The sequence below is a fragment of the Streptomyces sp. NPDC055243 genome, assembly GCF_044544025.1.
Taxonomy (GTDB): Bacteria; Actinomycetota; Actinomycetes; order Streptomycetales; family Streptomycetaceae; genus Streptomyces.
On the sequence record NZ_JBITWR010000014.1, the window covers coordinates 153,081 to 179,560 of the forward strand.

General features: G+C 72.0%; 23 protein-coding genes. 15 read left to right on the forward strand and 8 right to left on the reverse strand.

The window, feature by feature from the left end; genetic code table 11:
* The first annotated feature begins 104 nt into the window (after positions 1 to 104).
* From ACIGXX_RS33270 to ACIGXX_RS33285, 4 genes are all read left to right on the forward strand, one after another.
* The gene (locus tag ACIGXX_RS33270) at positions 105 to 3,053 is read left to right on the forward strand and encodes a BTAD domain-containing putative transcriptional regulator (protein WP_351162744.1); all 2,949 of its coding nucleotides are present in this window, start codon (positions 105 to 107) and stop codon (positions 3,051 to 3,053) included.
* A gap of 206 nt (positions 3,054 to 3,259) precedes the next feature.
* On the forward strand, positions 3,260 to 3,439 hold the full coding sequence (locus ACIGXX_RS33275; RefSeq protein WP_351162742.1) for a sigma-like protein: 180 nt from the start codon (positions 3,260 to 3,262) through the stop codon (positions 3,437 to 3,439).
* 194 nt (positions 3,440 to 3,633) lie between these two features.
* Positions 3,634 to 4,254, forward strand: a complete 621-nt coding sequence (locus tag ACIGXX_RS33280) for a DJ-1/PfpI family protein (protein WP_399981246.1) — start codon at positions 3,634 to 3,636, stop codon at positions 4,252 to 4,254.
* A gap of 53 nt (positions 4,255 to 4,307) precedes the next feature.
* On the forward strand, positions 4,308 to 4,937 hold the full coding sequence (locus ACIGXX_RS33285) for a hypothetical protein (protein ID WP_399981249.1): 630 nt from the start codon (positions 4,308 to 4,310) through the stop codon (positions 4,935 to 4,937).
* 2 nt (positions 4,938 to 4,939) lie between these two features.
* Here ACIGXX_RS33285 and ACIGXX_RS33290 read toward each other — a convergent pair whose 3' ends face one another.
* Complete coding sequence (locus ACIGXX_RS33290; protein ID WP_399981252.1) at positions 4,940 to 5,926, reverse strand: alpha/beta fold hydrolase; 987 nt, start codon at positions 5,924 to 5,926, stop codon at positions 4,940 to 4,942.
* Positions 5,927 to 6,082: 156 nt separating this feature from the next.
* Here ACIGXX_RS33290 and ACIGXX_RS33295 point away from each other — a divergent pair, with 156 nt between their 5' ends.
* Complete coding sequence (locus tag ACIGXX_RS33295) at positions 6,083 to 6,460, forward strand: VOC family protein (RefSeq protein WP_351162734.1); 378 nt, start codon at positions 6,083 to 6,085, stop codon at positions 6,458 to 6,460.
* On the opposite strand, the gene ACIGXX_RS33300 is transcribed toward ACIGXX_RS33295, so the two are convergent.
* Positions 6,457 to 8,070 (reverse strand): FadD3 family acyl-CoA ligase, encoded by a 1,614-nt coding sequence (locus ACIGXX_RS33300; protein ID WP_399981354.1) that lies wholly within the window; start codon positions 8,068 to 8,070, stop codon positions 6,457 to 6,459. The genes ACIGXX_RS33295 and ACIGXX_RS33300 overlap by 4 nt on opposite strands.
* Before the next feature lie 126 nt (positions 8,071 to 8,196).
* Here ACIGXX_RS33300 and ACIGXX_RS33305 point away from each other — a divergent pair, with 126 nt between their 5' ends.
* The 3 genes from ACIGXX_RS33305 (at position 8,197) to ACIGXX_RS33315 (ending at position 10,647) form a co-directional block, all read left to right on the forward strand.
* The gene (locus tag ACIGXX_RS33305; RefSeq protein ID WP_366462315.1) at positions 8,197 to 9,348 is read left to right on the forward strand and encodes a lipid-transfer protein; all 1,152 of its coding nucleotides are present in this window, start codon (positions 8,197 to 8,199) and stop codon (positions 9,346 to 9,348) included.
* An 82-nt stretch (positions 9,349 to 9,430) separates the two neighbouring features.
* Positions 9,431 to 9,880, forward strand: coding sequence for an OB-fold domain-containing protein (locus ACIGXX_RS33310; protein WP_351162730.1), 450 nt, complete (start codon positions 9,431 to 9,433; stop codon positions 9,878 to 9,880).
* Positions 9,877 to 10,647 carry an enoyl-CoA hydratase/isomerase family protein gene (locus ACIGXX_RS33315; RefSeq protein ID WP_351162728.1) on the forward strand — a complete coding sequence of 257 codons (771 nt, stop codon included), beginning with the start codon at positions 9,877 to 9,879 and terminating at the stop codon, positions 10,645 to 10,647. The genes ACIGXX_RS33310 and ACIGXX_RS33315 overlap by 4 nt, the downstream gene beginning before the upstream one ends.
* 151 nt (positions 10,648 to 10,798) lie before the next feature.
* On the opposite strand, the gene ACIGXX_RS33320 is transcribed toward ACIGXX_RS33315, so the two are convergent.
* Entirely contained in the window at positions 10,799 to 13,159 is a 2,361-nt protein-coding gene (locus tag ACIGXX_RS33320) for a serine/threonine-protein kinase (protein WP_351162726.1), read from the reverse strand.
* 338 nt (positions 13,160 to 13,497) lie between these two features.
* Between ACIGXX_RS33320 and ACIGXX_RS33325 the strand changes: the two genes are divergently transcribed.
* A complete protein-coding gene (locus tag ACIGXX_RS33325; RefSeq protein WP_351162724.1) occupies positions 13,498 to 14,145 on the forward strand; it encodes a TetR family transcriptional regulator in 648 nt (215 codons plus the stop codon).
* 144 nt (positions 14,146 to 14,289) lie between these two features.
* On the opposite strand, the gene ACIGXX_RS33330 is transcribed toward ACIGXX_RS33325, so the two are convergent.
* Positions 14,290 to 14,766, reverse strand: a complete 477-nt coding sequence (locus ACIGXX_RS33330) for a nitroreductase family deazaflavin-dependent oxidoreductase (protein WP_399981260.1) — start codon at positions 14,764 to 14,766, stop codon at positions 14,290 to 14,292.
* Complete coding sequence (locus ACIGXX_RS33335; protein WP_383819167.1) at positions 14,766 to 15,968, reverse strand: acyl-CoA dehydrogenase family protein; 1,203 nt, start codon at positions 15,966 to 15,968, stop codon at positions 14,766 to 14,768. Before ACIGXX_RS33335 ends, ACIGXX_RS33330 begins: the two co-directional genes overlap by 1 nt.
* 148 nt (positions 15,969 to 16,116) lie before the next feature.
* Between ACIGXX_RS33335 and ACIGXX_RS33340 the strand changes: the two genes are divergently transcribed.
* Positions 16,117 to 17,346 carry a thiolase C-terminal domain-containing protein gene (locus tag ACIGXX_RS33340; protein ID WP_351162718.1) on the forward strand — a complete coding sequence of 410 codons (1,230 nt, stop codon included), beginning with the start codon at positions 16,117 to 16,119 and terminating at the stop codon, positions 17,344 to 17,346.
* Positions 17,347 to 17,428: 82 nt separating this feature from the next.
* Positions 17,429 to 18,112 carry a pyridoxal 5'-phosphate synthase gene (locus tag ACIGXX_RS33345; protein WP_366462312.1) on the forward strand — a complete coding sequence of 228 codons (684 nt, stop codon included), beginning with the start codon at positions 17,429 to 17,431 and terminating at the stop codon, positions 18,110 to 18,112.
* 31 nt (positions 18,113 to 18,143) lie between these two features.
* Here the strand turns inward: ACIGXX_RS33345 and ACIGXX_RS33350 are convergent, their stop codons facing one another.
* Positions 18,144 to 19,022, reverse strand: coding sequence for a GNAT family N-acetyltransferase (locus ACIGXX_RS33350; RefSeq protein WP_399981265.1), 879 nt, complete (start codon positions 19,020 to 19,022; stop codon positions 18,144 to 18,146).
* Between the two features lie 79 nt (positions 19,023 to 19,101).
* Complete coding sequence (locus ACIGXX_RS33355) at positions 19,102 to 19,530, reverse strand: Zn-ribbon domain-containing OB-fold protein (protein WP_351162712.1); 429 nt, start codon at positions 19,528 to 19,530, stop codon at positions 19,102 to 19,104.
* Between the two features lie 227 nt (positions 19,531 to 19,757).
* On the opposite strand from ACIGXX_RS33355, the gene ACIGXX_RS33360 reads away from it, so the two are divergent.
* The 4 genes from ACIGXX_RS33360 to ACIGXX_RS33375 all read left to right on the forward strand — a co-directional run bounded on the left by ACIGXX_RS33360 (position 19,758) and on the right by ACIGXX_RS33375 (position 25,097).
* Positions 19,758 to 20,933, forward strand: a complete 1,176-nt coding sequence (locus ACIGXX_RS33360) for an NAD(P)/FAD-dependent oxidoreductase (RefSeq protein WP_361466166.1) — start codon at positions 19,758 to 19,760, stop codon at positions 20,931 to 20,933.
* Positions 20,934 to 21,216: 283 nt separating this feature from the next.
* Entirely contained in the window at positions 21,217 to 23,442 is a 2,226-nt protein-coding gene (locus tag ACIGXX_RS33365; protein WP_399981270.1) for an acetate--CoA ligase family protein, read from the forward strand.
* A gap of 85 nt (positions 23,443 to 23,527) precedes the next feature.
* A complete protein-coding gene (locus tag ACIGXX_RS33370; protein ID WP_399981273.1) occupies positions 23,528 to 24,382 on the forward strand; it encodes an enoyl-CoA hydratase/isomerase family protein in 855 nt (284 codons plus the stop codon).
* Between the two features lie 97 nt (positions 24,383 to 24,479).
* Positions 24,480 to 25,097, forward strand: coding sequence for a flavin reductase family protein (locus ACIGXX_RS33375; protein WP_351163248.1), 618 nt, complete (start codon positions 24,480 to 24,482; stop codon positions 25,095 to 25,097).
* Here the strand turns inward: ACIGXX_RS33375 and ACIGXX_RS33380 are convergent.
* Entirely contained in the window at positions 25,090 to 26,475 is a 1,386-nt protein-coding gene (locus ACIGXX_RS33380) for an MFS transporter (protein WP_383819154.1), read from the reverse strand. The genes ACIGXX_RS33375 and ACIGXX_RS33380 overlap by 8 nt on opposite strands.
* Between the last annotated feature and the right edge of the window lie 5 nt (positions 26,476 to 26,480).

Here is a 26,480-nt window from a genome sequence, read left to right on the forward strand (position 1 = left end):
AAGATCTGACCCAGGTGAAGCACGGCAATCGTGGGTAGGGCAGACCCGCGGCGCACGACCAGGCACGGTGACGGACCGGGCACGGCAGGGCAGCAGGGGGAGCGATGGACGGTGTACCGCGAGTACCGGACCAGCGGCGTCCGGCCCCGGGGAACGCCCCCGAGGAACTGAGACCGCACTTCAGCGTGCTCGGCCCCGTACGCGCGTGGCACGGCGCCGAGCACCTCTCCATGGGCTCTCCGCAACAGCGCGCGCTGCTCGCGGCGCTCCTGCTGCGTGACGGCCGCACGGCGACGGCCCACGAACTCATCGACGCCCTCTGGGGCGACGAACCGCCCTCGCAGGCACTGGCCGCGGTCCGCACGTACGCGTCGCGGCTGCGCAAGGTGCTGCCCGCCGGGGTCCTGGTCAGCGAGTCGGGCGGCTACGCGATCGCGGTGGCCGACGGCGCCCTGGACCTCGGGCTCGCGGAGGACCTGTGGGCGGAGGCGGAGAAGGCGCGCGGTGTGGGCGACCTCTGCCAGGCCCGCTCGCTGGTGAACAAGGCGCTGAGCCTCTGGGACGGCGAGCCCCTGGCCAACGTCCCCGGCCCGTACGCGGAGACGGAGCGCACGCGCCTGGAGGAGTGGCGCCTGCAGCTCCTGGAGTCCCGCCTGGACATGGACCTGGAGGTGGGGTGCCACGCGGAGGCGGTGTCGGAGCTGACGGCGCTGACGGCGGCGCACCCCCTGCGGGAGCGGCTGCGCGAACTTCTGATGCTGGCGCTGTACCGCAGCGGGCGCCAGGCGGAGGCCCTCGCGGTCTACGCGGACACGCGCCGCCTGCTCGCCGACGAGCTGGGGGTGGACCCGCGTCCGGGCCTGAAGGAACTCCAGCAGCGGATTCTCCAGGCGGACCCTGCCCTCGCGGAGCCCTCGGCCGCGGCCCCGGAACCGGCGGCGTCGGCCGTCCGCCCGGCCCAGCTCCCGGCGACGGTCCCGGACTTCACGGGCAGGGCGTCCTTCGTGACGGAACTGAGCGAGATCCTGTCGGCGGCGGAGGGCCGGGTGATGGCGGTCTCGGCGCTCGCGGGCATCGGGGGCGTGGGCAAGACGACGCTCGCGGTCCACGTGGCGCACGTGGCGCGGACGTACTTCCCCGACGGGCAGTTGTACGTGGACCTGCAGGGCGCGGGAGCGCGGGCGGCGGAGCCTGAAACGGTCCTCGGCGCCTTCCTGCGCGCCCTGGGCACGGCGGACTCCGCTATCCCGGACTCCCTGGAGGAGCGGGCGGCGCTGTACCGCTCCGTCCTGGACGGGCGTCGGGTCCTGGTGGTCCTGGACAACGCGCGGGACGCGGCTCAAGTCCGCCCCCTGCTCCCCGGCATGGAGGGCTGCGCGGCGCTCGTGACGAGCCGCATCCGGATGGTGGACCTCGCCGGGGCCCACCTGGTGGACCTGGACGTGATGTCTCCCGAGGAGGCGCTCCTCCTCTTCACGCGGATCGTCGGCGAGGAGCGGGTCCAGTCGGAGCGGAAGGCGGCGCTGGACGTGGTCGCGGCGTGCGGCTTCCTGCCGCTGGCGATCCGCATCGCTGCGTCCCGCCTGGCGGCCCGCCGCACCTGGACGGTCTCGACCCTGGCCGCGAAGCTGGCGGACGAGCGGCGGCGCCTGGACGAGCTCCAGGCGGGCGACCTGGCGGTGAAGGCGACGTTCGAGCTGGGCTACGGCCAGCTGGAGCCGGCACAGGCGCGCGCGTTCCGCCTGCTGGGCCTTGCGGACGGCCCGGACCTGTCACTGGCCGCGGCGGCCGCGGTCCTCGACCTCCCGGCCGAGGAGACGGAGGACCTGCTGGAAATGCTGGTCGACACGTCCCTGGTGGAGTCGGCGGCTCCCGGCCGGTACCGCTACCACGACCTTGTACGGCTCTACGCGCGTGCGTGCGCGGAACGGGACGAACCGCCGTCGAGCGGGCGGGACGCGATGTCGCGGCTGCTGGACTTCTACCTGGCCTCGGCGGCCCGGGTGTACGCGATAGAACGGCCGGGCGACCGGACGGTGGACCATCTGGAGGTCACCGAGCACGTGGGCCAGGACTTCAGCGACGACGCGAAGGCACTGGACTGGCTGCACTCGGAGGCGGCCTGCATCCTGGCCTGCGTACAGCAGTCGCTGGGACCCAGGACGCTGCGACGGGCCGTCGATCTGCTGCTGGCCTCCAAGGACTTGGCGGAGTCGGGGGCGAGTGCGCTCCGCTACGAACTGGCCACGTCGGCGGCGCGGGACGCCGCGGCGGCGGTCGGGGACGCCTACGCGGAGGGACGGGCACGGGTCACGCTGGCGCAGGTCCTGAGCAAGGTGGGGCACTTCGACACGGCTTCGGCGGAGTTGGAGCGGGCGTCGGAGCTCGGCGAGAAGTCCGGGGACCCATGGACCTGCGGGAACGCCCCGAACGAGTTGGGCATCACCGCGTACTGCGTGAACCAGCATGCGGCCAGCGAGGCCTACCTGCTCAAGGCCATCGAGGAGTTCCGTTCCGATGCCAACCGGGCCGGTGAGGCCAGCGCTCTGTGCAACCTGTCTCGCGTACTCGTCTCGATGGGGCGCACGTCCACGGCGATCGACCTCGCCCGGCAAGGGATGGCGATCTACGACGATCTCGGCCTCACCTTCCGTCTCGCCAACGCCAAGTGCGCCCTTGCGATCGCTCTGAACCATGTGGGCCGTCACGCAGAAGCTCTGGACCAGCTCACTGACGCCCTGCAGATGTTCGTGGAGAACCGCCAGCGCCTGTGGGAAGGGACAACTCATTTCCGCATCGCCCAGGTTCACCTCTCGGCTCGCCTCTCGGCTCAGGCTGCGCAGCACGCGGAGCAGGCGCTCAGCATCGGCTGCGTCGGTGGCGACTGGATGCGCGCCAACGTCCTGACCCTCCTCGGAAGGTCGCTCAACAGCCTCGGACAGCTCGACCGTGCGCGCGCCTGCTGGCAGGAAGCGCTGGCGATTCACGAAGCCTCAGGAGCCCCGGAAGCCGACGAGGTGCGGGGGCTTCTGGCCCCGATCGCAGCAGCCTGACGACTACGTCCGAGGCGTTCATCGAACGTTTATGGGCTGCTGCCACTCTCTAGGCAATCGATCCGTCGCGTCGGGGGGCAGACGGGTCGCATGGGGCCCCACCGCTAGAGTGATCGGCCCTGAAGCGCCCGTTCGGCAACCCTCGGGGGAGTTTCCGAACGGGCGTTTCGCCCCAGCGCACCGTCAATCCATAGGAGTTCTCAACTATGAGCGACGCCAAGAAGAACGAAGACATCATCACGATGGGCGACGGGCACATCCCCGCCCCGCCGAAGGACGGCCAGATCACCACGCTGGGCGACGGGCACATCCCCGCCCCGCCGAAGGACGGCACAGCCACCACCCAGGGGGACGGGCACATCCCCGCCCCGCCGGCGAAGGACTGAAGACTTACATCCTGACGGGGGGTCGACCGCGGTGGCGCGGAGGGGGAGCCACCGCGGTCGACGCATGTCCGGACGCCTTCCCGCAGCGGCGGGAGCCGGTGGCAGCAAAGGAGGGGTACTCGTCATTGCGGCCGTCGGGCCCCGGCTGAAGACTTGAGCCACGGCACGACACCGCACCCGGGAAAGGGACTCCCATGCAGATCGCGATCCTCCTCTACGACAACTTCACCGTCCTCGACGCGGTAGGGCCCTTCCAGACCCTCGCCGCCCTTCCCGACGCCGAGGTCGTCTTCGTCGCGGAGAACGCGGGCCCGGTCCTGGACGACACCCGCAGCCTCTCCCTCGTGGCGACGAAGTCCCTCGACGAGGTCGGCAGCCCGGACATCGTCGTCGTACCGGGAAGCCCGGATCCCGCGCTCGACAACCAGGCGATCCTCGACTGGCTCCGCCGCGTCGACGCCACCACCACCTGGACGACCTCCGTCTGCACCGGCTCGCTCATCCTCGCCGCCGCCGGTCTCCTCAAGGGCCGCCGCGCCACGTCCCACTGGCTGGCGCTGGAGCAGATCAAGCAGTTCGGGGTCGAGTCCACGGGAGAGCGCGTCGTCTTCGACGGGAAGTACGTCACCGGCGCGGGCGTCTCCGCCGGCATCGACATGGGCCTCACCCTCGCCGGGAAGATCGCGGGCGACGAGCACGCGCAGACGGTGCAGCTGCTCATCGAGTACGACCCCCAGCCCCCGTACGACGCGGGCTCCCCCGACAAGGCCCCGGCCGCCCTGGTGGAGAAGTTCCGGGCACAGGCCACCGCCTAGCCATATCCCCGAGCGGGCCGTGCGCATCGAACAGACGTGGCAGAGTCACCCGCATGGTCCGCATGGTCACCTCAACGCAGCGGCGGCGTCTCGGCGCGGTGTCCGCTCTTCTTGCGGGCGCCGCCCTGCTGTCCGCCTGCGGCGAGAAGCCGCACGACACAGCCGGCGCCCCCGCACCGAGCCAGAGCCCCAGTCCGGCCCCCAGCCCTGCCCCCACCCACTCCCCCTCGCCCGGCGCCTCCCCCTACGTGGAGCCCGGCGTCGTCGACGGCGCGCCTCACAACGGTGAGAACAACGCCTACCGCCGCCCCAGCGACATGTCCCCCGCGAGCGAGGAAGCCGCCGAGGCCGAGGCCGCCCGCATGGAGCCCGTACTCAAGCGGCTCCACGCCAGGAAGAAGTGGGACCCGGACAGCGTGCGGGCCGCGCTCACCGGCGAGCTCGGGTACAAGATCGAGAAGTACGACGGCAAGGGCAAGGTCCTCGGTGGCAGCCTCACGGTCCGCGACATGCGTGAGCGTTACGAGAACGGCGAGTACGTCACCCCCGAGGGCACCATGATCGGCCTCCGCGTACGCGACGACGCCTGCGTCACCGCCTTCGTGCAGCCGACCAATTACGAGGCGAAGGCCAACGGCCCCTTCATGGAGACCGGATGCGTCGAACCGCCCATCGGGCACTGATGTCAGGCCGAGTGCACCCCCCGCAGCCACTCCGCCAGGAGCCGGTTCACCTCGTACGCCCGCTCCTGCTGCACCCAGTGCCCGCACCCCTCCAGGATGTGCGAGGACACCAGGCCGGGCAGGGTCTTCGGGTAGGCCTTGATCGCGTCGGCCAGCCAGGTCGTCGACGCGTCCTGGTCGCCGCCGATGAACAGTGACGGCTGGACGATCGGGGTTCCGTCCCAGGCCGCCAGGTCCTCCCAGTCGCGGTCGACGTTGCGGTAGCGGTTGAGCGCGCCGGTCAGGCCCGTGCGCTCGAACTCCGCCGCGTAGAAGTCGAGATCGGCCTCCGTCAGCCAGGATGGGAGGCCGCCCGCTGCCGGGCTGAAGCGGTCGGACATGCGGCCACCCCGGGGTACGAAGTGCAGGCTCGGGGTCTCCGGCGACGGCATCGTGTCGGCCGACAGGCTTGCGTAGAAGCCCGTCAGCCACCCCCGCACATCCGGCTCGATCTCCGCCTCCGCCCTTCCCGGCTCCTGGAAGTAGCTGACGTAGAACTCCTCGCCATCGCCGCCGATCATGGAGAACGCGTCCGTGGGGCGAGGGCCGCCCCGGGGCGCGTACGGAACGCTCAGCAGGCCCACCGCCGTGAAGACGTCCGGCTCCAGCAGCGCCGAGTTCGCCGCGATGCCCGAGCCCCAGTCGTGGCCCACGACCGTCGCGGTCCCGGCCCCCAGCGCGCGTACGACTGCGACGTTGTCGGCGACGTGCGCCAGCATCCGGTACGCGTCCACCTCGCTCGGCTTCGACGAGCGGCCGTATCCGCGTACGTCGATCGCCACCGCCCGGAAGCCCGCCTCGGCGAGGACAGGGAGCTGGTGGCGCCACGAGTACCAGGACTCCGGGAAGCCGTGGACGAGGAGGACGAGCGGGCCCGTGCCCTGCTCCACCAGGTGGATCCGGCCGCCCGGGACGTCCACCAGTCGATGGTGCTGAGTGTGATGCGGCATGTCTTCTCCCGGATCGGTGGATACGCGGTATGTCCTCATGATCCTGGGCTCCCCCCTCCCCCGCCCGCGAGGAACTTTGCCGACTCGGCAAATGGCTCAGGTCGCCGCCCGAAAGTCGTTGGACAGCCGTCGCGGCGCTCGCCGATAGTGCGGCGCATGACCTCTCTTGTGCGCCACCTCACGTTCGACTGTTCCGACGCCTATCGCCAGGGCCTCTTCTGGGCCGAAGTGCTCGGCGGGAAGGTCTCCGACGAGGACGTTCCCGGGGACCCGGAGGCTCTCGTCGAGGCCGACGGCATCACCCTGCTCTTCGTGACCGTGCCCGAAGGCAAGACCGTCAAGAATCGCGTGCACGTCGACCTGCAGCCGCAGGACCGCACCCGTGACGAGGAGGTCGAGCGGCTCATCGCACTGGGGGCCACGCTCGTGGGCGATCATCGGGTGCCCGACGGGCGCGGCTGGGTCACGCTCGGCGACCTGGAGGGCAATGAGTTCTGCGTCGAGCGCAGTGCCGCCGAGCGGGCGGCCAACTAGGCCCTGCGGCCGCGCAGTTCGCGCAGTTCGCGCTTGAGGACCTTGCCGCTCGCGTTCCTCGGCAGCTCCGTCACGAACTCGATCTCCCTGGGGACCTTGTAGTTCGCCATCTCGCGGCGCGACCAGGCGATCAGGTCGTCGGAGGTGAGGACCGCTCCCGGCCGCCGCACCACGTACGCCTTGCCCACCTCGCCGAGCCGCGGATCGGGGACGCCGATCACCGCCACGTCCGCCACCTGCGGATGCACGCCGATGAGCTGCTCTATCTCCGCGGGGTAGGCGTTGAATCCGCCGACGATGAACATGTCCTTGATGCGGTCCGTGATGCGGAGGTTGCCCACCTCGTCGAGGACACCGACGTCGCCCGTCCGCAGCCAGCCGTCGGGCGTGACCGCCTTCTTGGTCTCCGCCGGGTCCTCGAAGTAGCCCTGCATGACGTTGTGTCCGCGGACGAGGATCTCGCCGGGGTGGCCCGGTGAGAGCGCCTCGCCGCCGGGGCTCACCACCCGCACCTCCGTGCCCGGAATCGCCTGGCCCGAGGTCGAGGCGATGACCCGGGCCGCGTCTCCCTGGCGGCACATCGTGACGATGCCGCTCGCCTCCGAGAGGCCGTACGCCGTCAGGACCGTGGCGATGCGCAGCTCGGCGCGCAGGCGCTCGACCAGTTGCAGGGGGACCACCGCCGCGCCCGTCACCACCAGGCGCAGGGCGGACAGGTCGTGCTGGTCGCGGGCCGGGTGGTCGAGGAGGGACTGGTGGAGCGTCGGCGGGCCCGGCAGGACCGAGATCCGCTCCGCCGCCACGTTCGCGAGGACCGTGTCCACGTTGAAGACCGGCTGCGGGATCATCGTCGCGCCGCGCATCAGGCAGGCGATGATCCCCGCCTTGTAGCCGAAGGTGTGGAAGAAGGGGTTGACGATCAGATAGCGGTCGCCTTCCCGCAGGCCCGCGAGCTCGCTCCATATGCCGTAGCAGCGCAGGGTCTGGGCGTGGGTGATGACCGCGCCCTTGGGGCGGCCCGTCGTGCCCGAGGTGTAGATGATGTCGGAGGGCGCCGCTCCGTCGACGCCGTCCGCGCGGCCCCGTACGTCCCGACCGCTCACCCCGTCGCCGCTGGCCAGGAAGTCCTTCCAGGCGCGGAAGTCCTCCGGGGCGTCGTCGGAGAGGACCACCACCTGCTCCAGGTGCGGGAGGCCCGGCAGCGGCCCTTCGCCCTTCCCCTCCGTGGCCGCGCGCCGCAGCGACGCGACGTACGACGTGCCGAGGAAGGTGCCCGTCACGAAGAGCAGTTTGGCGCGGCTGCGTTGCAGTACGTAGGCCGCCTCAGCGCCCTTGAAGCGGGTGTTCAGGGGCACGAGGACCGCGCCCGCCGTCACCGCGCCGAGCGCCGAGACGATCCAGTCCAGGGTGTTGGGGGCCCAGACGGCCACCCGGTCACCGGAGTTGACGCCGTTGGCCATGCACGCGGCGGCGGCCCGCTCCACGCGCCGGCCGAGCTCCCCGTACGAGATACGGGTGCGGCCGTCGACGACCGCCTCCCGGTCGCCGTACCGCTCGGCCGCCGCCCGGACCAGTCCCGGGATGCTGCCCCACTCCAGGTCGCCGCGCATCGCAAGCCCCTCCGCCGCAGTAGCTGACACTCCGTCAGATTAGCTGTAACCTGACGCGCTGTCAGCAGTCGGGACGACGTATGGCGAAGCCCTGGAGCCTCGCCACTCGCGGAGGTGTCGTTGCCCATGGCTTCACTCAAAGACGCTACAGCGATAGTCGGGATCGGGCAGACCGCCTTCGCGAAACAACTGCCCGAGGACGAGAAGACGTTGGCCTGCCGGGCGATCGTCGCCGCGCTCGACGACGCGGGCATCGCCCCGTCCGAGGTCGACGCGTTCGCCTCGTACACGATGGAGGAGACGGACGAGGTCGAGATCGCCAAGGCGATCGGCGCGGGCGACGTGACCTTCTTCAGCAAAGTGGGCTACGGGGGCGGCGGTTCCTGCGCGACCATCGCGCACCTCGCCGCCGCCGTAGCCACCGGCCAGGCGAGCGTCGGCATCGCCTGGCGCTCACGCAAGCGGGGCAGCGGGCCGCGCCCCTGGAAGAACACGGCCGTCCAACTCCCCACCCCCGCCCAGTGGACGCGCCCCTTCGGGCTGCTGCGCCCGGCGGACGAGATCGGGATGCTGGCGCGCCGCTACATGCACGAGTACGGGGCGACCCGCGACCACCTGTTCAATGTGGCCCTCGCGTGCAGGAACCGGGCCAACCAGAACCCGGCCGCGATGATGTACGAACGCCCGCTGACCCGCGAGATGTACATGTCCTCGCGCTGGATCAGCGAGCCGCTCTGCCTCTTCGACAACTGCCTGGAGACGGACGGCGCGTTGGCGTGCGTGATCGTCTCCGCCGAGCGGGCCCGGGACTGCCGCCAGAAGCCGGTGTACGTCCACTCCGTCGCCCAGGGCCTGCCCGCGCAGCACCACGGGATGGTCAACTACTGGAACGACGACCCGCTGACGGGCCCGGCGTGGACGGCGGCCCGCCAGCTCTGGAAGCAGGCGGACTTCGCCCCCGAGGACGTGGACGTGGCGCAGATCTACGACGCGTTCACCCCGCTGATCCCGCTGTCCCTGGAGGGCTACGGCTTCTGCGGCCGGGGCGAGGGCGGCGCGTTCACGGAGGGCGGCGCGCTGGAGAGCGGGGGCCGGCTGCCGATCAACACCGGGGGCGGCGGCCTGAGCGAGGCGTATGTGCACGGCTTCAACCTCATCAACGAGGGCGTGAAGCAGCTGAGGGGGACGAGCACGGCTCAAGTCCCCGATGCGGCCACGTGTTTGGTGACGGCGGGCGAGGGTGTCCCGACATCCGCGGTACTCCTGCGGGCCCCGTAAGGGGCGCGGGGCTGTGACATTTGCGGCTCCGCCGCGTGAGCGCGAGCAACCACGACGGCCCGTACCCGGAAGAGGCGAGAACATGGCAGACGCGAGCACCGAGCCCCTGCTGTCCCCCACCATTGATACAGACGGCGCCCCCTTCTGGGAGTACGCGGCCCAGGGCGAACTCCGCATACAAGCCTGCACCGCCTGCGACGAGCTGAGGTTCCCGCCCAGACCCTGCTGCCCCCACTGCCAGTCCTTCGACAGCGAGTGGCGCCGCATGAGCGGACGGGGCCGCATCTGGTCCTACGTCCGCCCGCACCCGCCCCTGCTCCCCGCCTACGCGGCTCACGCCCCGTACAACGCGATCATCGTCGAGCTGGCCGACGCCCCCCGCATCCGCCTGGTCGGCAACCTCGTCGCCGCCCCGGACGCCCCGCTGGACTCCGTCGACCCCGACCGCCTCCGCATCGGCGCGAAGGTGCAGGTCGCGTTCACCGAGGTGGGCGGGATCGCGATGCCCCGCTGGCTCCTGGAGCGGCCATGAGCCTGCGGACGGCCTTCGACAAGGAGGCGGGCGTCGCGGTCGTCACCCTCGACCGCCCCGCCCGCCACAACGCCATCGACCTCGATACGGCTGCTCAACTCGCCGCCACGTGGCGCGAGTTCCGGTTCGACGACACCGTGCGGGCGATCGTCCTCACCGGAGCCGGGGAGAAAGCGTTCTGCACGGGGATCGACCGCGACACGGACGTGCCGCAGCCCGGCTCCCCCTACTCGATGGACGATCCGCTCCTCTCCGTCGGCCCCAAGGCCAACGACCTGTGGAAACCGGTGATCGCGGCGGTCAACGGGATGGCGTGCGGCGGCGCCTTCTACCTCCTGGGCGAGGCGGAGTTCGTGATCGCCGCCGAGCACGCCACGTTCTTCGACCCGCACACCACCTACGGGATGGTCAGCGCGTACGAGGCGATCCTCATGGCGCAGCGCATGCCGCTGGGCGAGGTCGCGAGGATGTCGCTGATGGGGACGGCCGAGCGGGTCTCCGCGCGCCGGGCGTACGAGACGGGCCTGGTCTCGGAACTCACGTCGGCCGGGGATCTGCTGACGGCGGCCACCCGCGCGGCCGAGGTCATCGCCTCCTGCCCGACCGAGCCGGTCCAGGGCACGGTACGCGCGCTCTGGTCGGCGAAGGAGGCGGCCCGCACCCAGGCCCTGGCCCAGGCGCCCCACCTCATCGCCCTCGGCAACCTGCCGCCGGAGCGCCAGGCGGGACTGTTCACGGGGCGCGGGACCGGCTTCCGGACCAGGTAGGCGGCTTCCGTACCAGGTGAGCGGCTCAGGCCGTCGCCTGGCAGGGTTCACGCACTCGGCGTAACGTCACGAGTGGACGGCCGCCGTCCGGAGCCCCTTCCAACGCTGGTGCGACGGCCGTCACGACGCGCGGCCCTCGCCCCGGCGGCACCTAGGAGCGAGCGGTGCCGGTCCCCCGCTCCGCGTCCAGCGCGTACACGCAGCGGTCCTTGCTGCACGCGTACACCACGCCGTCCCGCACCACCGGCGCCCCGGTGATCTCGCCGCCCGTGGCCAGCTTCCAGCGCAGCCGGCCGTCGTCCGCCTTCAGCGTGTACAGGAGGTGGTCCGTCGATCCGAAGTGGATGCGCCGGTCGGCGACGACGGGCGTGCCGACGACCTCGCCGCCGGCCTGGAAGCGCCACTTCGGCGTCCCCGTCACCGCGTCCAGCGTGTAGAGCCCCTTGCCGCTGCCCACGTGGACGTGGCCGTCGGCGACCAGGACCGGCTCGATCGACGCCCGGGACTCCGTGGCGATGCGCCAGCGGTCACGGCCGTCCGTGGCGTCCAGGGCGTACACGGTGCCCAGGTAGTCCGCCAGGTACACGCCACCGCCGGTGACGGCGGGCCCCGGCGCGAACGCGGGCGGACACAGGAACGCGGCGGGGGCCTCGAAGTGCCACCTGACGTGGCCCGCGGCCACGTCGATGGCGAGGACCCGGCTGCCCGCGGACACGTACACGTACCCGTCCTGCGCGGGCGCGAGCCGCACCGGCACGCCGCCGCAGGAGGCCGCGTCGCCGATGGGGTACGACCAGCGCTCGTCGCCCGTGCGGGCCTCCAGGGCGCGCAGCCGTGCGTCCTTCCAGACGTAGACCGTGCCGTCGTGGACGACGGGGCCCGCCTCGGGGGTCTCGAAGTCGGTCTGGGCCCCGGTGATCTCCCAGAGCTTCGCGCCGTTCGCGGCCTCCCAGGCCTGTACGCCGCCGCCGCGCGTCCCGGTGACGACGGTGCCGCGGTCGGCCTGCAGGGAGTACACCCAGGCGTCGGTGTTCAGGCGCCACAGGTCGGTGCCGTCGGCGCCGTCCAGGGCGTAGAGCGTGGGGCCGTCCGACGCGTGGATACGTCCGTCGGCGACCGCCATGGACCAGGCGACGTCCCGCGTCTTGAAGCTGCGGCGGCCCGTGCCGACGTCCAGGGCGTGGACCTCGAAGGACGTGACGTACACGAGGTTCCCCGCGACGGCGGGCGTACCCCACACGTCGTTCGACATCCGGAACCGCCACGGCCGCCACGCGGCGCCCGCCTCCGGCGCGACGGTGGGCGCGGGCACCACGGGGTCCACGCCGTTCGCCGCGGCCTTGGCCCGCGACCACGAGGCGGCGAGCCCGCCGTCGGTGGGCGGCAGGCTCACGGCGGCGGCGCGCGCGTCGGCCACCCGCGGGCCGGGACCGATCGGCACCTTCGCCCCGGCGAGGTGCACGGGACCGGCGTCCGGCACGCCACCGAAGGGCGGCGGCTGCGTCGGCGGCACCGGCGGCGCGTGCTGCGGAGGCGGCGGGGCCACGGCGGGGGCGCCGCCGCGGCCGCCGCTCCTGCCCGACCCCGCGAGCGCGGCCCGCGCGGGCGGACGGCCGCCGCGGCGGGCCTCGATCAGCGCGACGGCGCGCTCCGGCAGCCACGCGGACGCCGTGCCGCTGTCGCCGTCCTCGCTCTCGGAGGCGAAGAGGTGCGGGGCGAGCTGCGCCTGGAGGTCGGCGGGGCTCGGCCGCAGCGGCGCCTCCATCTGCATGCAGGTCTCGATGAGCGGACGCAGCTCGTCCGGGAGTCCCTCCAGGTCAGGACCCTCGCGCAGGAGCATGAAGACGGTCTCGACGGGGTTCGCGCCGTGGAAGGGCGCGTGCCCGGTGGCGGCGAAGACGAGCATCGAGCCGAGCGAGAAGACGTCACTGGCGCCGGTGACGCTGCGCGAGTCCTTGGCCTGCTCGGGCGACATGTACGCGGGCGTGCCCACGGCGACGTTCGTCATGGTCAGCCGGGTGTTGGAGACGCCGGACGCGATTCCGAAGTCGATCACGCGGGGCCCGTCCTCCACCACGAGGACGTTCGACGGCTTGAGGTCACGGTGGACGAGGCCCGCGCCGTGGATGGACTCCAGGGCCTCGGCGACGCCGGCCGCCAGCCAGCGCACGGCCTGGGTGGGCAGCGGCCCGTGTTCATTCACTATTTCTTCGAGCGAGGGGGCCGGTACGTACGCGGTGGCCAGCCACGGCACGGCCGCGCGCGGGTCTGCGTCCACGACAGCGGCCGTATAGAAACCGGACACGGCCCGTGCCGCCTCGACCTCGCGCGTGAAGCGGACGCGGAACAGCTGGTCCTCGGCGAGCTCGGTCCGCACCGTCTTGATCGCCACGCGCCGCCCTGACGCGGAGCGCGCGAGGTAGACAAGGCCCATGCCACCGGCTCCGAGCCGGCCGAGCACCTCGAACGGGCCGATCCGCCTCGGATCGTGCTGCGTCAGCTGATCCACCACTTGCCCTGCCACCTCCCCGTACGCGGGCGCCGTATGAGCGGCCCCGAGCAGCGTCTCACCACCGAGCCGCTCCGGCGGCACGCACCCTGATTCTTCCTGTACGGGGCGGTCGTTGCGAACCCGGGGCGGGATCGGGGTGTTGTGGGACAAAGGAGACGCGAGAAGGGGGAGATATGTGAGCGAAAGTCGATTCGAACACATGAACCATTCACCGGTGGCCCCGGAGCGAGGGGCGGAATCGAGCGGAATACGTCCTTCAAGGCGGCCCCAGGAGGGCGGCGAACCCCATTTGCACTCGGCCGAATCGCGCTCCGATCACCCCTCGGTAAGCTGACGGCATGACAGGACAGGTACGTACCGTCGACGGCCGCGTGGCCGGTCGGCGCGGTCAGGCGACGCGTCAGAAGCTGCTCGACTGCCTCAGCGAGATGCTCAGCTCCTCGCCCTACCGGGACGTCAAAGTCATCGACGTCGCCCGGAAGGCGGGGACTTCACCCGCGACCTTCTATCAGTACTTCCCGGACGTCGAGGGCGCCGTCCTGGAGATCGCCGAGCAAATGGCGGCCGAGGGTGCCGAGTTGACCCAGCTCCTCGACGGCCGCTCCTGGGTCGGCAAGGCGGGTTGGCAGACCGCACAGGAGCTGGTCGAGGGCTTTCTCGACTTCTGGCGCAAGAACGACGCGATCCTCCGGGTCGTCGATCTGGGCGCCGCGGAAGGTGACAAACGCTTCTACAAGATCCGCATGAAGATCCTGAACTCGGTCAACAACTCCCTTACGGACACGGTCAAGGAGCTCCAGGCCAAGGGCAAGGTCGACAAGGACGTGAGCCCGGCGGCGATGGCCGGCTCCTTGGTGGCGATGCTCGCCGCGGTCGCCTCGCATCAGCGGGGTTTCCAGACGTGGGGTGTCAAGCAGGCCGAACTCAAGCCAAATCTGGCACTGTTGGTGCATTTGGGCGTAACAGGTAAGAAGCCGACGAAGTAGGGCATCCCACACGTCTCTCGGACGTGTCTTCTGACGCTTTCTCAAGTCCTGTCACCGCAGCGGCGGATCACGGTGTTCCAGTGATCCGCCGCTGTTCTGCCCAGGTGGTCACTCGTGCAGTCACCTGCGCGGCCACCCGTGCGGTCACTCCGCCCGCCGCTCCAGGCGGAACAGGCGGATCTCCCGCTCCACGCGGGACTGGTACGTCGCGTACGGCGGCCAGAACTTGAGCGCCGCCTGCCACGCCTGCGCCCGCTCGTCCCCCGTCAACAGCCGTGCCCTGACCGGAATGTCCGCGCCCTGCCAGTTGACGTCGGCATCCGGATGGGCGATGAGGTTGCCGGTCCAGGCGGGGTGTCCCGGGCGCCCGAAGTTGGAGCCGACCAGAATCCAACTCCCCTTCTCCTCCGGCATACAGGCCAAGGGAGTGCGCCGCGGAATGCCGCTCTTGGCGCCGCGCACCGTGAGGATCACCCCCGGCAGCATCGTCGCGCTGAGCAGCACCTTGCCGCGCGTGAGGCGGTGCACCGCGCGGTCCATCGCGGGGATGAAGTGCGGGGCGATCTTCGCGAAGGCCCGGGTGGACGACACCTTCTGCATCAGGCGCACACCGGGCGGCATCAGACGGCCACCGTCGGCTCGGCCCCGGTGGGGGTGAACAGCTCGGCCCGTTCCGCCGCGCGCGCCCGCAGCCGGTGCACGGGGCCGAACAGCAGCTCGTCGCTCGACGCCCGCTTGAAGTACAGGTGCGCCTCGTGCTCCCAGGTGAAGCCGATGCCGCCGTGCAGTTGCACGGCCTCCGACGCGGCGGTCCGCAGCGCGTCCAGGGCCTGCGCCAGGGCCAGCCCTCCCACCTGCTCGGATTCCGCCCCGGCCGCCCACGCCGCGTAATACGCGGCGGAGCGCGCGGCCTGCACCTGTACGTACACGTCAGCGAGCCGGTGCTTCACCGCCTGGAAGGACCCGATCGCCCGCCCGAACTGCTCGCGCTGCTTCACGTACTCGACCGTCCGCTCAAGGGCCCGGTCCGCCGCGCCCACGGCTTCCGCGGCGAGCACGGTGGCGGCGGTGTCGCCGACCGCGGCGAGCGCGCCCGGCACATCGGCGTCGTCGGCGGCGCCGAGCAACTCCGCCTCCACGTCGCGCAGTTCGACGCGGGCCTGCGGACGCGTCTCGTCGAGGGAGGTCTGCCGGGTCCGCACGAGTCCCGCGACGCCCTCCCGGACGAGATAGAGGAGCGTACGGGAACGGGCGAAGCCCCCCGTGTGCGCGGCCACGACGAGCAGCCCCGCGCTGTGCCCGTCGAGGACCTGCTCGGCCTGGCCGTAGAGCCGCCAGACGCCGTCCGAGAGCTTGGCCTGCACGCCGCCCGCACGGCCGCCGCCCGACCAGTCGCCGAGGTTGTCACCGACGAGGCCGAGTGCGGTGGCGAGCCCGGTGCCGGGCACGGCGAGCGCGGCGGTCAGGCCGCCCTCCGCGATGCGGGGCAGCAGCGCCGCCCGCTGCTCCTCGGTGCCCAGGCGCTCGACGAGCGGGGCGGCGAGCGCGGCGGTGGCGAAGAGGGGCGACGGGGCGAGGGCGCGGCCCAGCTCCTCGCCGCTGAGGGCGAGCTCCGCCGAGCCGCACCCCACGCCGCCGTACCTCTCGGGCAGGGCGATGCCGGGCAGGCCGAGCTGTTCGGCGAGGGCGGACCAGAGGGCGGCGTCGTATCCGGCGGGGGTGCGGACCGCGGTCTTCACCTCGTCCGGGCCGCAGCGTTTGGTGACGAGCTCACGAAGGGTGCGGCGGATTTCTTCCTGCTCCGCGGTGAAGGCGGCGTCCATCGGCGGGCTCCTCCCCCGGGTCGCGGCGGTGTCCGCCGACCCAGATCTGACGGGCCGTCATGCTAAATCGGCACCCGCCAGATGCACAGGGCCGCGACGAGACGTAACACCTCCCTGGCCGGGCGCGATCTGATGTACCGTCAGATTCATGCCAACTCCCCTTCCCCTCAGCCCCCGTGAGGCGTCGGCCGGTGCGGGCGCGGCGTCGGCGTCCCGCCCCCGCAAGGTGGCCGTCGTCGGCATATCCCTCTCCGACTGCGGCCGCGTCGACGAGGCCACTCCCTACGCCCTGCACGCCCAGGCGGCCCGCCGCGCCCTGGCCGACTCGGGCCTCGGCCGCGAGGTCGTCGACGGGATCGCGTCCGCGGGCCTGGGCACGCTCGCCCCGGTCGAGGTCGCCGAGTACCTCGGCCTGAAGCCGCGCTGGGTCGACTCCACCTCCGTCGGCGGCGCCACGTGGGAGGTCATGGCGGCGCACGCGGCGGACGCGATCGCGACGGGCCGGGCCAACGCCGTACTCCTTGTCTACGGCTCGACGGCGAGGGCGGACATCAAGGCGAGACGCCGCACGTCGAACCTCTCCTTCGGTGCGCGCGGCCCCCTCCAGTTCGAGGTCCCCTACGGCCACTCCCTGATCTCCAAGTACGCGATGGCCGCGCGCCGCCACATGCACGAGTACGGCACGACGCTCGAACAGCTCGCCTCCGTGGCGGTCCAGGCGCGGGCGAACGCGGCGACAAACCCCGACGCGATGTACCGCGACCCGATCACGGTCGACGAGGTCCTGGGCGGCCCGATGATCGCGGACCCGTTCACCAAACTGCACTGCTGCATTCGTTCCGACGGCGGATGCGCGGTGCTCCTCGCGGCGGAGGAGTACGTGGCCGACTGCGCGTCGACCCCGGTCTGGGTGCTCGGCACCGGCGAGCACGTCTCGCACACGACGATGTCGGAGTGGGAGGACTTCACGGTCTCCCCGGCGGCGGTGAGCGGTCGCCTCGCGTTCGAACGGGCGGGGGTACGCCCCGAGGACGTGGACGTGGCGCAGATCTACGACGCCTTCACCTACATGACCCTGGTGACACTCGAGGACCTCGGGTTCTGCGCGAAGGGCGAGGGCGGCGCGTTCGTGGAGAAGGGCCGTCTGCTGCGGGACGGCGAACTCCCGACGAACACGGACGGCGGCGGCCTGTCGGCCCAACACCCGGGAATGCGCGGCCTGTTCCTGCTGGTGGAGGCGGTACGACAGCTGCGCGGCGAGGCAGGCGAAGGCCGCCAGGTCCGGAGACCGGGCAACCGCCTGCCGGAGGTGGCAGTGGCATCGGGAACGGGCGGCTGGTTCTGCTCGTCGGGGACGGTGGTGCTCGGCAGGGGGTGAGGAGCCTTCGCGGGGTGGACGGGCGGACGGGCGGTGGGGCGGGGTGAGCCGGCCTCGGTGGCCGCTCCCGTAGATTCGCCGGATGGACGACACCGACAGGCCCGATGACATCACCCACGGCCGCGCCCTCCTGCGCTCCCTGCGCGTCTGGGACACCGAGCTGCCCGTCTTCGACCCGGCGGCGGCCCCCGCCGCCCCGCTGCCCCTCTTCTGGCAGTGGTTCGTGGACGTGGCCGAGGCGGGGCAGGTGGAGCCGCACACGATGACGCTGGCCACGGCGGACGCGTCGGGGCGCCCCGACGTACGGACGCTGATGCTGCACGACGCCGACGACGCCGGCTGGCACTTCGGCTCGCACGCGGGCAGCGCGAAGGGCCGCCAGCTCGCGGCGCGACCGGACGCCGCGCTCGGGTTCTACTGGCCCGTGCAGGGGCGTCAGGTCCGGGTGCGGGGCCGGGTCACGGCGGCGGGCGCCGCCGAGAGCCGCGCCGATCTCGCACGCCGTTCGCCCGGGGCGCTGGCTTCGGCGCTGGTCGGCAGGCAGAGCGAAGTACTGCCTGCGTACGGGGATCTGGTGGCCGCGAGCCAGGCCGCTTGGGAGCACGCGCAGGCGGAGCCGGACGCCCCGGCACCGAGCTGGACGCTGTACGTACTCGAACCGGCGGAGGTCGAGTTCTTCCAGGGCGACGCCCGGCGCCGGCACGTGCGGCTGCGCTACCGCAGGGAGACGGACGGCGACTGGGTCAAGGAGCTGCTGTGGCCGTGAGGACCAGGGCCTGGGAATCACCGCGTGAACGTCACCGGGTGAAGCCGTACTGCGCGAAGTCCCGCACCGGGCGGAAGCCGAGCCGCTGGTAGAGCCCGGTGCTCGTGGCGTTGCCGAGGTCGGCGAAGAGCAGCACGTCGTCCGCGCCGTCGGCGAGCGCGGCGCGGCTGACCTCGGCCGTCGCGGCTCCCGCGTAGCCACGGCCGCGCAGTGCCTCGGGGGTGTACACGGGGGCCACCCGGGCCTGGCCCGCGACGCGGCGCGTGCGGCCCGCCATGGCGGCGGGGGTGCCGTCGGGGGTCTCCCAGAGGGTGATGCCTCCGTAGGCGATGCGGGTGTCGGCCCACGTGCCGGACTCCATCGCCCGGCTCTCCCCCAGGGCCTCACCGAACTCCCGGTGCCAGCGCATCAGCAGCTCCCTGTCGCCCTCGGCGGCGACGCGCGCGCCGCCCTCCAGGAGGGACGCGGGCGGGGTGAGCGTGCCCAGGCGGTAGAGCCGGTCGCGGTAGGCGACGTCGGCGGTGGCTCCCGTGTGCCGCTGCCAGGCCCGCGCGAACGCCTCGGCGGTGTCCCGCGGACCGCCCACGCCGGACAGCTTCTGGCCCGCGTCGGAGAGCAGCGCGGCGAGATCGTCGGTGGCCGCCTCGTCCACGAGCGGGCTCAGCGCGAGCCGGTGCGGCGGGGTCCACATGAAGACGCCCTCCACGGCGCCGCCGACTCCGGCGCGGATGCCGAAGCGGGGTGCGTCGTCCCCGTACACATGCGGCCCGCGCCTGCGCAACGTGTCGCCGGTGGTGAGGAAAATGGTGTGCGTGGCCGGGTCGGAGTGCAGGAAATGCTCCGCCCCGGCGAGGAATTGGTCGAGGTCGGAGGTCAACTGCCAGGAGCCGTGGGGGTTCGAGGAGTCCATGGGTCATGATCCCTCGCGGCCCACCACGAGCAGAAGCGGATTACGGCCCCGCTCGTCGCCCACCTTGTCGCCCGGCTCGTCACCGCTCCGGCCGGAACACCGGCACCGTCACGCTTCCCCCCTCGCCCGCCGCACGGAACGCCACCTCCAGCGCCATCCCGATCCGCAGCTCGCCCTCCTCGCAGTCGACGATCTCCGTCATCATGCGCGGGCCCTCGGCGAGGTCGACGACCGCGGCGACGTACGGGACGCGGGAGCCGAACGGCGGCAGGTCGTTCCGGTGCACCACGGACCAGGTGTAGAGCGTGGCCCGGCCGCTCGCCCGTTCCCAGCCGCCCTCCTCGCTCCAGCAGTGCGGGCAGAACTCGCGGGGGTAGTGGTGCGCCTTGCCGCAGGCGCCGCAGCGGCGGATCAGGAGCTCGCCGTCGGCCGCCGCGTCCCAGTAGGGGCGGGTGAAGGCGTCGGGCTCGGGGAGGTCGTAGCGCGGGCTCGCGGTGCTCACGTCCATGCGGCAGCCTCTCCAGACCCAGGTACGTTTCTGACGGTACGTCAGTTCAACGCATCCCCGACGCGCGCGCAAGAGGCGTACGCAAGAGGGCGTACGAGGCGTGGCCCGTCGGCCGGTCGTGGAACCCCACCGGCGGAGGACCTCTCGCGCACACCCGTGATCAATTCGCAACCGGTTTGGGGCTTGACCGTCCCCCATCAAGTGACCACGTGATTACTCTCAGATTCATGGCCGACACCACTCCCCCACAAACGCCACACCAAGACCGCCCCGTATACGTCGTCGGCGGCGGACCCGGCGGGCTCTCCGTGGCGGCCGCCCTGCGTGCGCGCGGCGTCCGCGCGGTCGTGCTCGAGAAGTCCGACCGGGTCGGCGCCTCCTGGCGCACGCACTACGACCGCCTGCGCCTGCACACGACGCGACGCCTCTCCGCACTGCCGGGGCTCGCGATACCCCGCGGCTTCGGACGGTGGGTGTCACGTGACAACGTCCTGCGCTACCTGGAGAAGTACGCCGAGTTCCACCAGCTGGAGATCGTCACCGGCGTCGAGGTCTCCCGCCTGGAGCGCACGGCCGACGGCACCGGCTGGCTGCTGCACGCCACCGGCGGCCGCGAGCTGACCGGCAGCGCGGTGGTGATCGCCACCGGGTACAACCACACCCCCCACCTGCCGGACTGGCCGGGCCGCGACACGTACACGGGTGAGCTCCTGCACGCGAGCGCCTACCGCGAGCCCCGCCCCTACGCAGGCAAGGACGTCCTGGTCGTCGGCGTCGGCAACACCGGCGCCGAGATCGCCGTGGACCTCGCCGCCGGGGGCGCCGCCCGCGTCCGCCTCGCGGTGCGCACCGCGCCGCACATCGTCCGCCGTTCCACGGCGGGGTGGCCCGCGCAGCGCACGGGCATCCTCTGCCGCCGGCTGCCGGTCTCGCTCGTGGACCGTCTCGCGGGCCCGATCGCCAAGGTGAGCGTCCCCGACCTGTCCGCGAAGGGACTGCCCCGCCCCACCACCGGCCTGTACTCCCGGGTCAAGGAGGGTGCGATCCCGGTGCAGGACGTGGGCCTGATCGACGCGGTGCGCAAGGGCCGGGTCGAACCGGTCGCGGCCGTCGAGTCCTTCGAGGACGGCAAGGTCGTCCTGGCCGACGGCAGCGTGATCGCCCCCGACACGGTCGTCGCCGCCACGGGCTACCGCCGCGCCCTGGAGCCGATCCTCGGCGAACTCGGCGTACTCGACGAGAAGGGCACCCCCCTCGTCCGCGGCGCCCGCACCCCGAAGTCGGCCCCCGGCCTCTACTTCACCGGCTTCACGAACCCCATCAGCGGAATGCTGCGCGAGATGGCGATGGACGCGGAGAAGATCGCGAAGGCGGTGGCGAGAACGCGGGGCGGGGGCCGCTGACAGGGCCCGGAGGGGGCGCCCCAAAGGGGCGCGGGGAACTGCGCGACCAGCCACAACGACGCCGCAGTCGACCGACGCCCCCCTCACGGCACCCCCCGATGGCCGGTACTACCCCCTCCCGGCGGCGCAGCCACCGAGAGGGGAGTAGCCCCCCAGGGCACCTGGGTACTGCTAGAAGGACCGCCCCAATCCGCCGGTGCAGCACTGTTCCTGACACAGCGTCAGTTCAGTAATCTGACTATGCGTCAGTTGAGTTGCTGTCACACAGGAGCGGGGCGGACCGATGCTTGGATCGACATACGGCACCTTCACCACCGACCCCCGCCGCGCGCGTGTTGTGGCCTGCGGCGAGACCCCGGCACCGGCCGTCCACGGCCATGCCCCCACGGCGGACGATCTGGACGTCAGCGGCCGTCCGCTGCACGCCGACGTACCGGACCTGGACCGGTTCTTCCGCCCCGAGGCCGTCGCCGTCATCGGCGCGTCGGACGCCGAGGGGCGGCCGAACACCGGCATCACGCGTCAGCTCATGGACTGGGCCGAGCGGTGCGGCGCCCGGCTGCACCCCGTGCACCCCACCCGGCAAACCGTCTTCGGCACACCCTGCTTCCCCTCCGTCGCCGACCTGCCGGAACCAGTCGATCTGGCCGTACTCCTCGTCAGTGATCCCCTTCCCGTGATCGAGGAACTCGCCGAGTCCAAGGTGAAGTTCGCCGTCGCCTTCGCCTCCGGGTTCGCCGAGACCGGCGAGGAAGGCGCGCTCGCGCAGGCCCGCCTCACCGCCGCCGTCGAGCGCTCGGGGCTGCGGCTGCTCGGGCCCAACACCAACCTCAACGCCTTCGAGACGTTCCGCGACGACCTCGAAGGACCGGCGATCGCCCTGATCACCCAGTCCGGCCACCAGGGGCGCCCCGTCTTCACGATGCAGGAGATCGGCGTACGCCTCTCGCACTGGGCGCCCACCGGCAACGAAGCCGACCTGGAGACCTCCGACTTCATCTCCTACTTCGCCGAGCGCCCCGAGGTCGGCGCCATCGCCTGCTACGTCGAGGGCCTCAAGGACGGCCGCGCCTTCCTGCTCGCCGCCGACCGCGCCGCCCAGCGCGGCGTGCCCGTCGTCGCGGTCAAGGTCGGCCGCACCGAGACCGGCGCCCGCACGGCCGCCTCACACACCGGCAAACTCACCGGCGCCGACACGGTCGTCGACGCGGCGATGCGGCAGTTCGGCGTGATCCGCGTGGACGGGCTCGACGAACTCCAGGACACCTCCGCCCTGTTGGCGCGGGCGCGGCCCCCGAAGGCCGAGGGCGTCGTCGTGTATTCGATCTCGGGCGGCACGGGCGCGCACTTCTCGGACCTGGCGACCGAGGCGGGGCTGCGGCTTCCCGCCCTCTCCGACGCCAAGCAGGCGGAGCTGCACCAGTGGATACCGGACTATCTCAACGTCGCCAACCCCGTCGACAACGGCGGGCACCCGGTGGGCGACTGGCGCGGCCGGAAGATCATCGACGCGATCCTGGACGATCCGGAGGTGGGGGTACTGATCTGTCCCATCACCGGCCCCTTTCCGCCCATGAGCGACAAGCTGGCCCAGGACCTGGCGGACGCGGCGGAGCAGACGGACAAGCTGGTGTGCGTGGTGTGGGGCTCGCCCGTCGGCACCGAGGAGGCCTACCGCACGACGCTGCTCGGCTCGTCGCGCGTCGCCACCTTCCGCACCTTCGCCAACTGCATCACGGCGGTGCGCTCCTATCTGGACCACCACCGGTTCACCACCCGCTACCGCTCCCCCTTCGCCGACGCGCCGCGCACGGCATCGCCCTCCTTCCGCAAGGCCCAGGCCCTGATGCGGTCCGGTCAGCAGCTGAGCGAGCACGCGGCGAAGCAGCTGCTGCGCGCGTACGGGATTCGCGTACCGCGCGAGCAGTTGGTGACCAGTGCGGCGGCGGCCGTGCGGGCGGCGGGGCTCGTCGGCTACCCGGTGGTGATGAAGGCGTCCGGTGCGCGGCTCGCCCACAAGAGCGACCTTGGCCTGGTGAAGGTCGGCCTGACCTCGGCCAGCCAGGTGCGCGACGCCTATCGGGAGCTGACCGACATCGCCCGGTACGAAGGGATCGCGCTGGACGGCGTGCTGGTCTGCCAGATGGTGGAGCGGGGCGTCGAGATGGTCGTGGGCGTGACCCAGGACGAGCTGTTCGGGCCGACGGTGACGGTCGGGCTCGGGGGCGTCCTTGTCGAGGTCCTGCGGGACGTGGCCGTCCGGGTGCCGCCCTTCGGTGAGGACCAGGCGCTCGCGATGCTCTCGGAGCTGCGGGGTCGTCCCCTGCTGGACGGGGTGCGCGGGGCGCCGCCCGCCGACATCGACGCGCTCGTCGAAGTCGTGCTGCGGGTGCAGAGGATGGCGCTCGAACTGGGCGACGAGCTGGCCGAGCTGGACATCAACCCCCTGATGGTGCTGCCCCGGGGGCAGGGGGCTGTCGCGCTCGATGCTCTTGCCGTCTGTCGGTGAGCGGGTTTCCAGGCCGCCGCTGCGCGGCGAGTGTCTCCCGCCCACCCACCCGAATACCCCGCAGCGAAATGGAGCGCGCAACCCCATGACACCCTCCCCCGAAGCCGGAACTGATCCCCTCGACTCATTGGTACTCCACGCCACTGACAACGCCGTCTCGTGGATCACCCTCAACCGGCCCGAAGCCATGAACGCCGTCACCTGGGACCAGCGCGAACGCGTCATCTCACTGCTCGCCGACGCCTCCGCCGACCCCGCCGTCCGCGCCGTCGTGATCACCGCGACCGGCAAGGGATTCTGCGCGGGCGCCGATCTGCGCGGTGCGCCCGGTGGGGGTGCGCCTGGCGGCAGTGCGCCCGGCGGCGGTGCCGAGAGCGTGCCCGGCGACGTGGCCCGCACCATCAAGCAGGGCGCCCAGCGCCTCATCGCCGCCGTCCTGGACTGCGAGAAGCCGGTGATCGCCGCGGTGAACGGGACCGCGGCCGGGATCGGCGCGCACCTCGCGTTCGCCTGCGACCTGGTCATCGCCGCCGAACAGGCCAAGTTCATCGAGGTGTTCGTGCGCCGCGGCCTGGTGCCGGACGGCGGCGGGGCCTATCTGCTGCCCCGCCTCATCGGGCCGCAGCGGGCCAAGGAGCTGATGTTCTTCGGGGACTCCGTGCCGGCCGCGGACGCCGAACGGCTGGGGCTCGTCAACCGCGTCGTACCGGCCGACGAACTGGAGAAGACGGCCCGCGCCTGGGCGGAGCGGCTGGCGACGGGCCCGACCCGCGCCATCGCCCTGACCAAGCAACTGGTCAACGCGGCCCTGGAATCGGACCGCGCGACGGCCTTCGCGGCGGAGGCGGCGGCGCAGGAGATCAACATGACGACGGCGGACGCGAACGAGGGCGTGGCCAGCTTCGTGGAGCGCCGTTCGCCTTCGTACGAAGGCCGTTGACGACCGCCGGAGGGCGCGTACGGCACCTGGTGCCTCCCCGCCCTTCCCATCTGACGACCCGTCAGCTTCAATGGTTCACGTGATGGGACATGCAGGGATGGCGGCCACTGCCGTCCGATACCTCAGGTCGGTCGGCGCACCGACCACCACCGGCCCGGTCGAAGCCCTTCCGCGCCCGCAGCTGCGGGCGGTCGGCGACGACGAGCGGGCGCCGCTCGACGCGGGCGAGTTCCGGCGCGTGCTGGGGAACTTCGCGACCGGCGTGACCGTTGTCACGGCACCGGCATCCGAAGGCGATCCGGGCCCCGCCGGGTTCGCCTGTCAGTCCTTCTCCTCGCTCTCCCTCGACCCGCCCCTGGTCTCGTTCATGGTCGCGCGTACGTCGACGACGTGGCCGCGCATCGCCCGCGCGGGCGTCTTCTGCGTGAACGTCCTGGGCGCCGACCAGGGCGCCCTCTGCCGCGGCTTCGCGGTGAGCGGCGCCGACAAGTTCGCCGGCGTCGTGTACGACTCCGCGCCCGTCACCGGCTCGCCCCGCCTGACCGGCGTACCGGCCTGGATCGACTGCACGATCCAGGCGGTGCACACCGGCGGCGACCACCTGATCGTGATCGGCCGGGTGGAGGCGCTCGGCGCCACCGACGACGGCGAACCGCTCCTGTTCCACCGGGGCAAGTTCGGCAAGTTCGGCAGATTCGACGCGCCCGCTACGTGAGCGCGCCCTCCACCACCTTCTCGTCGCCCGGCTTCTCCGCACCGACGCGCCGGATGACCAGCGCCATCAGTGCCGCCGCCGCGCACAGCGCCCCGGAGGCGATCCACATCACGTCGTACGACCCGAAGGTGTCCCGCACGACTCCGCCGATGACGGCCACGAGCGCGGCTCCCACCTGGTGCGACGCGAGCACCCAGCCGAAGACGATGGCACTGTCCTCGCCGTACTGCTCGCGGCAGAGGGCCAGGGTCGGCGGCACGGTCGCCACCCAGTCGAGGCCGTAGAAGACGATGAAGAAGATCATCGGCGGGTTCACGGTCGCGTCGAGGAGCAGCGGCAGGAAGAGCAGCGAGATGCCGCGCAGCGCGTAGTAGACGGCGAGCAGCCGCCGGGCGTCGAAGCGGTCCGTGAACCAGCCGGACGCGATCGTGCCCACGACGTCGAAGATCCCGATGACGGCGAGGAGCGAGGCGGCCGCCGTGATCGGCATGCCGTGGTCGTGCGCGGCGGGCACGAAGTGCGTCTGGATCAGGCCGTTCGTCGAGGCACCGCAGATGGCGAAGGTGCCGGCGAGCAGCCAGAACGGGCCGGTGCGGGCCGCCTTGAAGAGGACCGTGACCGCACGCCGCGCGGCCCCCGTGGCGGGCGGGGGCTTCTCCACGAACTCCTCGGAGCCGTACGGCTTGAGGCCCACGTCCGCCGGGTGGTCGCGCAGCAGCAGCCACACGAACGGGACGACGACGAGCGCCGCCAGAGCAACAGTCACCGCGGCGGGCCGCCACTTGTACGTCTCCACCATCCAGGAGAGCACCGGCAGAAAGATCAACTGTCCCGAGGCGGAGGCGGCGGTCAGGATGCCGGTGACGAGGCCGCGCCGCGTGGTGAACCACCGGTTGGTGACGGTGGCGGCGAAGGCCAGCGCCATGGACCCCGAGCCGAGCCCGACGAGCAGCCCCCAGCACAGCAGGAGCTGCCAGGCGGACTCCATCCACACCGTCAGCCCGGAGCCGAGCGCGATCACGACGAGCGCGACCGCGACCACCCTCCGGATGCCGAAGCGGTCCATCAGCGCGGCGGCGAAGGGTGCGGTGAGCCCGTACAGCGCGAGATTGATCGAGACCGCGAGGCCGATCGTGCCGCGCGACCAGTCGAACTCCTCGTGCAGCGGATCGATGAGCAGACCCGGCAGGGACCGGAACGCCGCGGCACCGATGATCGTCACGAAGGTCACGGCGGCGACGAACCACGCGCGGTGGATGCGGGGCCGCCGCCCCGGCGCCCGCGGGAGCGCCTCGACCGGCTGATTCACGTCTGTCTGGGTCACGACAACAGCATCCGGGCCCTTAGCTGCCCGAACGAGTGGCCCAAAAGACAGCATTAGCT